Below are 13,576 nucleotides of genomic sequence, written 5' to 3' on the forward strand. Positions count from 1 at the left end.
AATTGTTTAAAATCCTTAACGCTGTCAAGGTTTAAAACCTTGACAGCGTTGTTTTTTTTCACCATTTTGAAAAAGAACGAATGAGATTTCATGCATATTGCGCTCCTAAAATCTTTATCAAGTAATTGATTAATAAGCCACTACTACCGCTCCCCGTAAAGTCATAATTCCTTTTTCTGGGAAATTTTCTGGAGTTGATTGGTATTGGATTACCCAGGCATAGCTATCTGGTGGAACTAATTGTCCGTTGAACTTCCCATCCCAAGACAATTCTGCTGAATTAGAACTTTGCTTAGAAAAGAGCATTTCCCCCCAACGATTAAAGATTTGCACATTAACAATTTGTGTTCTAGCTGGGTTCTTAGGAATTGGGTTAAATGAGTCATTTTTACCGTCCCCATTGGGCGTAAAAATAGATGGGGCAAAAATCAAGGGTTCGCATTTATCCGGCACAGTATAACTACTAGATGTTAAACAGCCATCAGCATCCTTGATTTCTACCTGATATGATCCATTTCGATTAACCTTTGCATAATTTAAATTCAATGCGCTCACTATGGCCGAATTTGGCGACCAGGCAAAGGTAAAATCTCGACTATTCCCTGCAATTTGTAAGATTGTTTGAGGGTTCTCCTCATCCATACAAATGAAATAATCCTTTTTAGGGAAGAAATACTCATTAGTTAAAAAATTAACCTGCGTTTTTTGGGTTACCGAACAACCTGTGGCAGTATCTGTCACCACCACTTCATAAGATCCACCGGGCTTAGGAACGATAATTTCTGGCGTTTTATCTTTTGAACTCCACTCAAAAGTCAAGGTTTTTTGAGGAGGTAGCTTATCTAACTTTACTTTGGCATTATCCTTACAAATACTATTGTACTCTTCTTTCAAGCTCAGAGGTTCCATGATTTGAATATCAAATTCCTGCGCGTCCAAAAGAAAATCCTTCACACACACATTGGAGATAGCAGCTGTAATTACATATTTGCCGGCATCTTTAAATTTATGCTTCATGACATCTCCTTCATAAGCATAATAAAGCGTCCCTGCTGGATTTAGTGGCACGGTTAGACCTGTACTGGTGGGAAAAGGATCCAGTGTTGTTTTATAAATTTTCCAAACAATTTTATCATTGTTCATGGGGTCGCATAGCTTTTTATCGACCTTATAACTGAAGGTAGTTCCCTCACATGACTGCTTGATACTAGGCGGACTACTTGGATTAGGTGGCGAAGGTATGGATGGAGGAAGGCCTAACTGACTAGTCACATTGGTAGGAAATGTGACTGCATTAGGTTCATATTTGGCTCTTTTTAAAGAGTCTGTACTGGACAATAATCCATTAGTCTGTGTGATTTTACCCAAGGTAGAACTACCTTCGATTGCGACAAAAATGATGGTATTATACACAGGATCAATTTGCAAAGCTCCTATTTTAACTAAAGTATCCAATAACACCTGTTTGGATGCCAAAATGGTATCTGCATTATTGGTGGCAATATTAAACTGCAATATTTGAGAACGAATGGATTGTCCATCTCCCTGCATGGAAACATATAACACTTTTTTATCTTGGGAATATTCCACCCCATAAATGGTTGGTGGTGAAACACCTAAATTTAGCGTGGTCAGATATGTAGGTTTTCCATCTCCCGAGGCATCATAATCAAACAAATCCAATTTGTTGGTGGGCGGCCCTGGAACCACTACGGCCATTTTACTCCAATCCGTAGAGATTTTAGTATAACCAGCTGAACTGGTTAAGCTGGTAGATCCAGAAGGGCTCGTAATGGTTGGAGCAGAAATTCCCGCATCGGATACTTTGAATGTTCGGATGGTATTACTATTGGCATCTTGGGAAATCAACCAATAAAAACCAGAACCTCCTTGAGAGGCGACTAAACGCTCGGTACTTGGTACAGGGCTTACTAATTGATTTATGACTGAAAGTCCCCCCTTCCCTTTGTTTAACTTCATATCGACAATACTGTAATAAATCTGATTTTCATTCGCCGCATTTTTCTTCAACGTGAAAATGTAATACTCCGATTGACAACCTTTGCAAGACGTTTTAGGCATCGTTGTAACCCCTTGTGAATTACTAATATCCCCATTAATTAAGGCCGTAGGGTCTTTGGTATAGGTTATAGGATTATTATCCCGATCAAAGACCTTTTGCCCATCTGTATAGTAAATAATACTATTGGTAGGATCGGTCATGACAGCTACCCCGTTAGGAACATTGATTCGCCCAGTTGTTGGGGTTGGGTTATCTGGATTTTCAAATTTTACCCCAGCACTACTACCAAAATACCAGGCGGGAGGAGCTTTCAATAATACTTGATTAGGGTCAGTTTCGCCACAAATTTCAACCTGCATTTTGGCTTCGGCGGAACACCCTGAAAGAGGTTCGGTAATTTTCACCGAATAACAACCCGATTCTCTCACTTTAATGGTATCGGTGGTTTGACCTTTGGGATACCATAATACCTCAATAGGATAAGAAGGTTTCGCTACTTTTTGAAAAGCATTCAAAACTAATTCTTGCCCTAAACAAATCGTCTTTTTAACCTCAGAAGTATCTTTCCCCAAATAAATATAAGGCAATTGACCTATAATCACCCTTTCAGTTAAAACCACCGGCGGCGTATTAGCCACAGGGCTCTGAATAGTCACCTTAACCGTATACGTACCTGCCGTACAATATTGGTGTACACCAGTTGCCGTACTTTTTTTATCTCCTGGCGTTGAAAGTTCTCCAAAATCCCAAGAGAAAGTAGTCCCAGTTGGAAAATGCTCCGTCAATTCAAAGACCGTGGCCATATCGGGATTTACTCCTTTTTCACAGTTAGCGCATTGGGTAATGCAATTATTACGAAAAACAATTTTGGGATCCGAAAAAGCACGGAAAGTAACAAGCCAAACCAGAAAAAGAAATAGATACTTTTTAATCATTTAAGCGGTAGGCAAGTACATGGATTAGACACAAAATAACGTAAAATATTGGTTTTTGAAAAGCTAAGTACTAAATTGCTAGGCTATGCGACGTAAACTCGGATCATACCGTATTTTATTATTCTTATTAGGCGCATTCGTAGTGGGTCCTGTAGAATTACTTGCGCAAGATCCCCAGTTATCGCAATTCTATTCAGCTCCTTTGTTAATTTCGCCTGCATTTGCAGGAATCAATAATACGTCCAAGGTCAATTTTAACCATCGGAACCAATGGCCCAATCTCAGTTCAAGTTACCAATTTTCCTCCTTAACCGCTGATATCAACTTTTCCAGCATCAATAGTGGCGTAGGATTGGTTATGACCACAGATAAGCAATTTTCCAATCTACAAACGACATCGATTGGTTTACAGTATGCCTATCACATCAATTTGGCTGAAGAAAGCTCGATTTCTGTCGGTATACAAAGTTCTTATGTCAATCGAGGATTAGACTATTCCAATTTGATTTTTGGGGATCAATTTGACAATGTTACTGGAAGCATTAATCAAAACAGCGATGACCCCATTTTAAAGAATTGGGAAAAGAATGGGGCTTCTACTAGTTATATGGACTTTTCTTCGGGAGCCATGCTCAATCTTAGAAACTCCTGGGTGGGAGTATCTGTGCATCATTTAAATACCCCTAATCAGTCATTATTGAGTAGAACATCCACCATCAACTCTCCCGTGGCCATGAAATTCAGTATTCAGGTTGGTACTAAGATTATGTTGGAAGATAGTTATTTTGAACAAAATTCATACCGTGCCCGAAATACGGAAAAAAGTATCAGTCCCGTATTAAATTTTAAACACCAAGGCACTTTTGACCAGTTGGATGTAGGCGCCTATTTAACCCTGTCGCCCATCGTTTTAGGAGCTTGGTACCGAGGTGTGCCCATCAAAAAAAGCAGTGATGGTATTATGAATAGCCGAGAATCCATAGTAGCCTTGGTTGGTTACCGACAAGATAATTTCTCGGTAGGATATTCGTATGATTTGACCATTTCAACACTAGGATTACCTTCTGGAGGTGCCCATGAAATTTCGGTTGCCTACCTGTTTGATTGGGACATATCCTTGAAAAAACCTTATTTAAAGTTAAAAAGAACATTGGCTTGTCCGAAATTTTAATTATTATCCCTTTAAGTAAATTATATATAATAAGGGCCTTCAGTAATAAAAAAGGCTTAAATTTGTACAAATACAGTTAGTTCATTTCCACCATCTATGAGATTTTTCAGAAAAACACGATATATATACCTTCCCATTATTTTATTATTGGTATGCCTAGTTAATCTTGCATCATTTGCTCAAACAACTACACAAAGCAAAAAAAATGTTGATGATTTGACTGAAGATGAAGTCGCTATCTTTTATCAAAAAGCGCTTGATAGTGGCATGTCTGAAATGCAAATTGAGAAAGCAGCAAAAGCTCAAGGTTATACCGCCGCAGATATTGCGAAAATGAGAGAAAAATTAAGTACCCTCTCTACTAATTCAAAATCAGGGAATAAGGTAGAAGCTACAGAAAATACAGGAAATAGAATAACCGTTGGTAATTTAAGTAAACCTAAAAAAGAAGAAAATGCTAGCTCCAAGGAAGACCCTAGCTCTATGAATAACTCTAAGGTTAAAAAGTCCATCGAAGAGCAAATTTTCACTTTGGAGGAAAGAATATTTCTGTCACAACCATTAAATGTATATAACGACAGTTTAGTAAAAATCTATAAAGAGTTACAATTAAGAAGATCAAGAGCTTTAGAAAAAGTGGTATTTGGGGCTGATTTATTTGACACCGAAACGTTAAATTTCGAACCAGACCTTAAAATTGCCACACCTAGCAATTATTTATTAGGTCCTGAAGATGAACTTAATATTGATATTTTTGGAGATGTCCTAGATAATTTCAAAGTTAAAGTCAGTACAGAAGGCACTGTAAAGATCTTGAATTTAAGCCCTATCTATGTGAACGGCTTGAGTATAGAGGCTGCATCCAATAGAATTATTGGACGGCTTCGTCAGTTATATCAAGGCTTAAATAAGCCAGGTAGTGGCTCTTCTGCCCAAGTAACTTTAGGAAATGTAAGAAGTATCAAAGTTACCTTAACGGGTGAAGTTAAGTTTCCAGGAAGTTATACCGTTTCATCACTTGCCACCATTTTTAATGCGCTTTATTTAGCAGGAGGACCAAGTGCCAATGGTTCTTTTAGAAACATCCGATTAATCCGAGGGAATAAAATTATAAGGAACTTAGACTTATACGACTTCTTACTCAAAGCAGATCAAAAAGACAACATTCATTTACAAGATCAAGATATCATCCGAATTTCTGATTATGAAACCCGAGTGGAATTAATTGGCGAGGTAAAACGCCCCATGATTTTTGAAACCCTCAAAGGTGAAACCTTACAAGATATATTACGATTTGCAGGAGGATTTACGAATAAAGCCTATACATATTCCATTCCTGTAACACGTAATACATCCAGAGAATTAAAACTACTCAATATCACTCAAGATAAAGTGGCGAGTTTTTTACCTCAGAATGGTGATAAATATATCATTGGCGGCATCATTGAAAGATTTGAAAATAGGGTAGAAATTGAAGGTGCCATATTTAGACCTGGCATGTATGCTTTAGAACCTGGGGTAAATACCGTAAAAGAATTAATCAAAAGAGCTGAAGGCGCTAGAGAAGATGCTTTTCTTAATAGAGCTACCATAACTCGTAGACAAGAAAATTTTGAACCTCAAATCATCTCCATTGATTTAGGAAAAATTTTACGAGGAGAAGTGGCGGACATTGCCCTACAAAGGGAGGATGTCGTCAAAGTATTTAGCGTTTCTAATTTAAAGGAAAAAAGAATCGTAAGTATTTTTGGTGAAGTTAATCGAGAGGGTGATTTTGAATATAAAGAGGGCATGAAGGTAGGAGATTTAATATTAGAAGCTAAAGGATTTAAAGATGGGGCTAGTTATTCGAAACTAGAATTAGCTCGACGAATTGTAACACATGGATTGGGAAGTGTTTCAGATGAGAAAGTTGACATAATCACATTCGACATCAATGGTAATTTAGAGATTTCAAATAAAGGAAGCCAATTTGTTCTATCTCCTTTTGATATACTTTCAATTAGAAAATCCCCCGATTATGAAAAACAGAGGTATATTTCTATTCAAGGGATGGTTAACTATCCTGGGGTTTATGCACTCAAGAACAATCAGAAAAAGATTTCCGATTTCATTGAGTTATCTGGTGGACTTAAAGCAGGTGCATTTTTAGAAGGGGCTCAATTGTATAGAAATTCAGAAATTGTTGGAATCAATATCGAAGAGGTCATAGCTAAGCCAAATTCAAAAGACAATATATACTTGATGGCCAAGGATTCCATATATGTACCTAGAATAGATCAAACAGTAAAATTATCAGGCGCACTTCAAAACCCAATTTCTGTCACATATAAACCCGATTTCAAACTAAGCGATTATATCGCTGAAGCTGGTGGATATGCTACCAATGCGATAAAAAGTCATGTATATGTGAAAAACCCCAATGGGATTTCTAGTAAAACTAAAAAGTTTCTCTTTTTCAAGAGTTACCCTAAAGTATTACCTGGATCAGAAATTATTGTTGATGGTATACCTATAGGGGCAAAAAAAGGTTTAACTACGGGTGAAGTCATGGGCATAACCACTAGCTTAGCTTCATTCTCCTTAACCTTAATTTACTTAATTAATCAGATTATCAAATAAGCTTATTAATGACAAAAGAAAACTTCCATGAAAGTCCGATTGAAAAGGAGGAAGAAATCTCTATCAACGTAGCAGAGATCTTTCAAGCTATCAAATCGCACTTCATATTAATTTTAGCTATATCTGTAACCTTCGCAGCTTTAGGAGCAGTCTATTCATTAACCATTCCCAATGAATATGTATCTACGGTAAAGCTATTACCAGAAATTGATTCAAAATCTGCAGGAAGCAATTTAGGTGGACTTAAATCCCTAGCTGGTTTAGCGGGGGTTGATTTAGGTAGTGGTTCAGGAGTTGATGTCGTTAGACCTGAAATTTATCCGAGTGTATTACAAAGTACCCCATTTCTACAAGAAGCATTAAAAAGTAATATCTATGTTCAAAAACGAAAGAAATGGTTAAGCGTTTACGACTATTTAATTACTTCGCCTGAACTACCCCCCATTCAGTTATTTGGGGCTAAATCAGATGAATTAAAGAAAGATGAAAATCCAACTATTTTACCAAAAGAAGGTTTATCTCCTGAGTTAATCAAATTAAATAAAAAAGAATTAGCCGGTATTATTAATTTAAAAAAGAGGATTTCAGCTGAAACAGACAAAAAAAATGGGATGGTTACTATCTCCGTAAAATTAACAGATCCCGTTGCAGCAGCCACTTTAATCAGTTTTACCCAAAACTATTTAACTAAATATGTAACTAATTACCGGACAGAAAAGGCAAGAAAAGAACTGAATTTTTTACAGGATCGCCATGAAGAATCAAGAAAAACGTATGACAATGCCTTAAGTAGGTTATCTGCTTACAAGGATCAACATAGAAATACATTTTTACAAGTAGCTAAGGATCAGGAAAAAAAAATGCAGTATGAAGTGGATCTAGCATTTAATATTTATTCTAGCATTAGTACTCAAATGGCTGATGCAGCGGTTAAAATTCAAAGAGAAACACCCGTTTTTAAGGTATTAGAGCCTGCCCAAATCTCACTAGAAAAATCTGAACCTAAACGAAGCATTATCACCATTGGATTCTTATTTTTCGGATTATTCATTTCCTTAGTCATTGTATTTTTCAAAACGATTAATTTGAAACAAGTGCTTAGTAGCAAGTAGAATAATACCTGATTAATGTTTAAACCATAAAAAGGCCGATTCTTTCGAATCGGCCTTTTTATATTATCATGCATTGAAACTATTTCAATGTACGTTTTACTTCTTTCATTTCGTAACATTCAATGGTATCTCCAACCTCTAGGTCATTGAAGTTCTTGATGGACAATCCACATTCGTAACCAAACTTCACTTCCGCGACATCGTCTTTAAAACGTTTTAAAGCAGAAATTTCACCTTCGTGTACAACCACAAAGTCACGAATCACACGAATTTTATTAGCCCGCTTAACTGTTCCATCCAATACATAACAGCCTGCTACCGTACCAATCTTTGAAATTTTGAATACATCACGCACTTCTATATTCGAGGTAATTACCTCTTCAAATGTAGGTGCTAACATCCCTTCCATAGCGGCTTTGATTTCATCAATCGCTTGGTAGATAATGGAGTAGTTTCTAATTTCAATTTGCTCTGCTTCAGCCAATTTACGGGCATTCACTGATGGACGAACTTGGAATGCAATAATAACTGCATCCGAAGTAGAAGCCAAGGCCACATCAGATTCAGAAACCTGACCTACCCCTTTATGAATAATTCTCACTTGAACTTCTTCGGTAGATAGCTTTAATAAGGAATCAGACAACGCTTCTACTGAACCATCCACGTCACCTTTAACAATCACATTCAACTCACGGAAACTACCGATGGCCTTACGGCGACCAATTTCTTCCAAAGTAATATGTTTTCTAGTACGTAAAGATTGCTCACGTAAAATTTGCTCACGCTTATTCGCTATTTCACGAGCTTCACGCTCATTTTCTAAGCAAAGTAATTTATCTCCCGCTTGAGGAGCACCATTCAATCCTAATACCTGAACGGGGGTTGATGGACCAGCTTTTTTGATTTTACTTCCGTGGTGATCAAACATGGCCTTAACACGACCATAATTATCTCCAGCCAACATCATATCTCCAATGTTTAAAGTACCCGCTTGAATTAATAGCGTAGTCACATATCCACGGCCTTTGTCTAATTCTGCTTCAATAACAGAACCAACCGCCTTCTTATTTGGATTAGCTTTTAAATCTAATAATTCCGCTTCCAACAATACCTTTTCCAACAGGTCATCAATACCTAATCCTGATTTAGAAGAAATTTCCTGGCATTGGTATTTACCACCCCAATCTTCTACTAACATATTCATGGCAGCTAACTCCTCACGAACTTTATCTGGATTAGCTCCATCTTTATCTACTTTAGAGAAAGCAAATACGATAGGTACACCTGCCACCATGGCGTGGTTAATAGCTTCCTTAGTTTGAGGCATGACAGAATCATCCGCCGCAATAACAATAATAACTACGTCGGTAATTTTAGCACCCCTAGCACGCATAGCGGTAAACGCTTCGTGACCTGGCGTATCTAAGAAAGTGACTTTTTTACCTGATTCTGTTTGAACAGAATAGGCTCCAATATGCTGAGTAATACCTCCTGCTTCTCCGGCAGCTACTTTGGCGCGACGAATATAATCCAATAAGGATGTTTTACCGTGGTCAACGTGACCCATGATGGTAACAATCGGAGCTCTTGGAACTAAGTCGGCAGGATCATCTTCAATTTCTACTTCAACAGCATCAATTTCTTCTTCTGCTGAAATAAAACTCACTTCAAACCCAAACTCATCGGCAATAATCGTAATCGCTTCAGCATCCAAACGTTGATTGATTGAAACGAACATACCCAAACTCATACAAGTAGAGATAACTTCATTCACGGAAACATCCATCAAAGAAGCTAAATCACTCGCTGAAATAAATTCGGTTACTTTTAAAATTTTTGATTCTTCATCTTCCGCTAATTGACGAGCCTCATCCGCTTCTGCGCGTTCTCTACGCTTAACTCGTCGCTTATCCGCTCCAAAACTCTGCTTGTTGGTTGCCCCTTGCAAACGAGCCATGGTAGCCTTAATCTGCTCTTGAATATCTTTATCAGAAAGCTCTTCCTTCGGCCCACCTGGTTTAGCACCTGGAACAGCTGGTTTTTTCCCAAAGTCCTTTTTCTTAAAGTCGCCCCCTCCTCCAGCTGGTGCCGGACGATTCGTCGTATCATTGGAAACTGGTCTCTTTTCTTCTTTGATAATACGCTTTCTCTTGTGTTTTTTGTCACCAGAGCGATCACTTGGAGTAGGTAATTCTATTTTACCTAAAACGGTAAGACCCTTTAATGTCTCCCCTTTCGCTTCAATTAACTGAATAGTATCAGGAGTTGTTGACTCCACTACTGGAGGGGCAACAGGTGCTACTGGAGCAACTACAGGCTTTACTTCCTCCTTGATTGGTTCAACCACTTCTTGAATAGGCTCCACTTTAGCTTCAGGTACCACTGGAGCAACAGGCTCTACCACTTTTTCTTCTACTACTTTGGGAGCCTCCGCTTGTTTCTCAACTGGCTTTGGCGTAATAGGATGGCCTTTTTTGTCTAAATCGATTCTACCCAATACTTTTAAACCCATTGGTCTAGGTTCCTCTTCTTGAGCTGGTTCAGGTTTAGCAACCTCCACCACTGGAACTTCAACAACTGGAACAGGCTCAGGAGCAGGAGCCACTACCTCTACCACTGGGGCAGGTTCAGGCTTTTTCTCCACCACCACCACAACAGGTTCTGGCACAACTACTTCTTCAACAGCTTTTTTAGGCGCTTCGGAGGCTTCCAAAATATGATTCGCATCATATTCTCTAGCCAATAAGCTAAGCTGCTCAAAATTTAATTTGGCATTTGGGTTATTATCAATTTTGTGACCCTTAGCAGAAAGAAACTGAAGGATCGTAGACGTCCCCACGTTTATTTGTTTTGCTACAAGGCTCAATCGCATTGTCTTTTCTTCTGCCATAAAAATTACAAAATACTATAATTCATTCAATGTGTTACAACTTACTCAAATTCAGCACGAAGTATCGATAAGATATCTTCGATCGTCTCCTCTTCCAACTCCGTTCTACGCTCTAACTCTTCTTTAGATAAAGCTAAAACTTGCTTGGCTGTATCCAAACCTATTTTATGTAGCTCACCCAAAATCCAAGCGTCAATGTCATCAGAGAATTCATTCAATTCTACATCCTCCTCGTCCAATTCATCCTTAGGAACATCACGGAAGACGTCAATTTCATATCCCACTAACTTACCCGCTAATTTAATGTTTTGACCTCCACGACCAATCGCCATGGAAACTTGATCTGAGTTTAAGAATACCGAAATACGCTTACGCTCTTTATCTATGGTCATTGAGTTCAATTTAGCTGGACTCAACGTTCTAGCTACTAATAACTCTAAATTATCGGTGAAGTTAATCACGTCAATATTTTCATTCTGCAATTCACGAACAATACCATGAATACGTGATCCTTTCATACCCACGCAAGCTCCAACTGGATCAATGCGGTCATCATAGGATTCAACAGCTACTTTAGCACGCTCACCTGGTTCACGAACGATCTTGCGGATTGTAATGGTTCCATCATAAATTTCTGGAATCTCTTGTTCAAACAAACGCTCCAAAAATACCGGTGAAATACGTGAAAGAATGATACGTGGTGTACCATTCGCCATTTCTACCTTATGAATAATGGCTTTAATGGTTTCCCCTTTCTTGAAACGATCCTTAGGAATCATTTCCGTTTTTGGCAAAATCAATTCATTGTCTTCGCTATCCAATAAGATTAACTCACGACCTAAAATTTGGTATACTTCAGAGCTCACCAATTCCCCTACTAAATCTTTATATTTATCATAAAGACTTTCCTTCTCTATATCCTTAATTTTCTGAATCAAAGTCTGACGGGCTGTTTGAACCACACGACGACCAAAATCCTCTAGTTTAATCAATTCAGCTACCTCTTCACCAATCTCAAAATCGGGCTCGATTAATTTCGCTTCTGACAATGGAATTTTATCAAAATCCCAAATATCCTCTGAATTATCGTCCACGATTTCACGTGTACGCCACATCTCTAAATCGCCACTCTCGGGATTGATAATCACATTGAAGTTTTCATCGGAACCAAATTTCTTACGAATCATGGTACGAAACACATCCTCCAAAACCGCAATCATCGACGGCTTATCAATGTTCTTTTCCCGAGCAAACTCTGCAAATGACGAAATTAATTCAACACTGTTCATTGCTATCTCTCTTTTTTTATTGAAATGACACTTGTACTTTAATTTTATCTATATCTGCCAAAGGAAACCACGTGGATTCCTTAGCCACTATCACGCGATGTTTCAGCGTTTTTTCTGTTAATATTTCAATCGAATCTTCCTTGTAAGCCAGTAAAGCCCCCTCAATCTGCCCTTCTTTCTTCATCCAAACCTTGACCTTGCGACCTATGTTCTTTTGAAACTGCCAACCCTGTGTTAATGGGAAATCCAAACCCGGAGAAGAAACTTCTAAATTATAAGCCTCCTCAATCCATACATTTTCTTCGATGTGATGGGCCAATTTACGACTCAACAAAGCACATTCATCAATGGAAATACCTTCTAATGTATCCACTAAGATCGTTACTAGGCTACGCTTAGCTCCTTGAGAAACCTGCAAATCCACTAAAAAAATAGGACCATCTCCCACATAAGCCAACAACCACTCCCTAATTTTTTCTGATAAATCACCCATGCTTTTTCAATTGAAAACAAAAAGAGGGATTAAAAACCCCTCTTCATTTCTTAAATTTCCTCTGCAATTTACGCATAATTTTCTAAATAACAACCCATTCAGCAAATAGAATGGTATTTGAGATGGATAAATCCATTCAATTCTGAGAAAAAATTCGTTACTTTGGAGGCAAAATCACAAAATTTCAATCGATCTAGATCGCTTCTTATGGCATATCAATTACTAAAAGGAAAAAGAGGTATTATCTCAGGCGCATTAAATGAAGATTCCATCGCCTGGAAAATTGCAGAAAGAGCTCACGAAGAAGGAGCCACTTTCACCTTGACTAATGCTCCACTCGCTATGCGTATGGGCGAAATCAATCACCTAGCCGAAAAATGCGGTGCTAAAGTAATCGGTGCTGATGCCACGTCGATTGAAGACTTAGAAAAATTATACGATGAGTCCATCGAATTTTTAGGCGGGCCAATCGACTTTGTACTACATTCCATTGGCATGAGTACCAATATTCGTAAAGGACGTGAATATGGAGATTTAAACTACGAATGGTTTTTAAAATCATTGGATGTTTCTGCTCTTTCTTTTCATAAAATGCTACAAGTAGCTCAGAAAAAAGATGCTATCGCCCAAGGAGGTTCTGTAGTGGCACTTTCTTACATTGCGGCTCAACGTTCATTCCCTGATTATACGGATATGGCTCAAGCCAAAGCGATGCTTGAATCCATTGCTAGATCTTATGGCTACCATTATGGCAAAGCCAAAGGGGTACGTATCAATACTGTTTCCCAATCGCCTACCAAGACCACAGCAGGAACTGGAATTAGTGGTTTCAATGCTTTCTATGAGTACGCAAATCAAATGTCTCCTTTAGGAAACGCTACAGCTGATGAATGTGCTGATTATGTCATCACCTTATTTTCAGATTTAACTCGTAAAGTAACGATGCAAAACTTATTCCATGATGGAGGATTTTCTTGCGTGGGTATTTCTGAGGAAATCGTTGAAAAAATGGAAAAACAATAATCATTTTCTTATTTCATC

8 protein-coding genes are annotated in these 13,576 nt (G+C 38.1%); 4 read left to right on the forward strand and 4 right to left on the reverse strand.

Annotated features, from left to right (window positions below; genetic code table 11):
• Positions 1-129: 129 nt before the first annotated feature.
• On the reverse strand, positions 130-2,958 hold the full coding sequence (locus tag EWU23_RS09995; RefSeq protein WP_166231697.1) for a T9SS type B sorting domain-containing protein: 2,829 nt from the start codon (positions 2,956-2,958) through the stop codon (positions 130-132).
• 85 nt (positions 2,959-3,043) lie between these two features.
• Between EWU23_RS09995 and EWU23_RS10000 the strand changes: the two genes are divergently transcribed.
• The 3 genes from EWU23_RS10000 (at position 3,044) to EWU23_RS10010 (ending at position 7,863) form a co-directional block, all read left to right on the forward strand.
• Complete coding sequence (locus tag EWU23_RS10000; protein WP_166231699.1) at positions 3,044-4,129, forward strand: PorP/SprF family type IX secretion system membrane protein; 1,086 nt, start codon at positions 3,044-3,046, stop codon at positions 4,127-4,129.
• A 96-nt stretch (positions 4,130-4,225) separates the two neighbouring features.
• Positions 4,226-6,751 (forward strand): SLBB domain-containing protein, encoded by a 2,526-nt coding sequence (locus EWU23_RS10005; RefSeq protein ID WP_205753150.1) that lies wholly within the window; start codon positions 4,226-4,228, stop codon positions 6,749-6,751.
• 8 nt (positions 6,752-6,759) lie between these two features.
• Positions 6,760-7,863 carry a Wzz/FepE/Etk N-terminal domain-containing protein gene (locus EWU23_RS10010; RefSeq protein WP_166231703.1) on the forward strand — a complete coding sequence of 368 codons (1,104 nt, stop codon included), beginning with the start codon at positions 6,760-6,762 and terminating at the stop codon, positions 7,861-7,863.
• A gap of 79 nt (positions 7,864-7,942) precedes the next feature.
• On the opposite strand, the gene infB is transcribed toward EWU23_RS10010, so the two are convergent.
• The 3 genes from infB to EWU23_RS10025 all read right to left on the reverse strand — a co-directional run bounded on the left by infB (position 7,943) and on the right by EWU23_RS10025 (position 12,535).
• Entirely contained in the window at positions 7,943-10,702 is a 2,760-nt protein-coding gene (gene infB / locus EWU23_RS10015) for a translation initiation factor IF-2 (protein ID WP_415711076.1), read from the reverse strand.
• A gap of 92 nt (positions 10,703-10,794) precedes the next feature.
• Complete coding sequence (gene nusA / locus EWU23_RS10020; protein ID WP_166231707.1) at positions 10,795-12,042, reverse strand: transcription termination factor NusA; 1,248 nt, start codon at positions 12,040-12,042, stop codon at positions 10,795-10,797.
• Positions 12,043-12,058: 16 nt separating this feature from the next.
• The gene (locus EWU23_RS10025; RefSeq protein ID WP_166231709.1) at positions 12,059-12,535 is read right to left on the reverse strand and encodes a ribosome maturation factor RimP; all 477 of its coding nucleotides are present in this window, start codon (positions 12,533-12,535) and stop codon (positions 12,059-12,061) included.
• Positions 12,536-12,742: 207 nt separating this feature from the next.
• On the opposite strand from EWU23_RS10025, the gene EWU23_RS10030 reads away from it, so the two are divergent.
• Positions 12,743-13,558, forward strand: coding sequence for an enoyl-ACP reductase FabI (locus tag EWU23_RS10030; RefSeq protein ID WP_109323925.1), 816 nt, complete (start codon positions 12,743-12,745; stop codon positions 13,556-13,558).
• Positions 13,559-13,576 lie beyond the last annotated feature (18 nt).

Source organism: Aquirufa beregesia (assembly GCF_011090385.1).
Lineage (GTDB): Bacteria > Bacteroidota > Bacteroidia > Cytophagales > Spirosomataceae > Aquirufa > Aquirufa beregesia.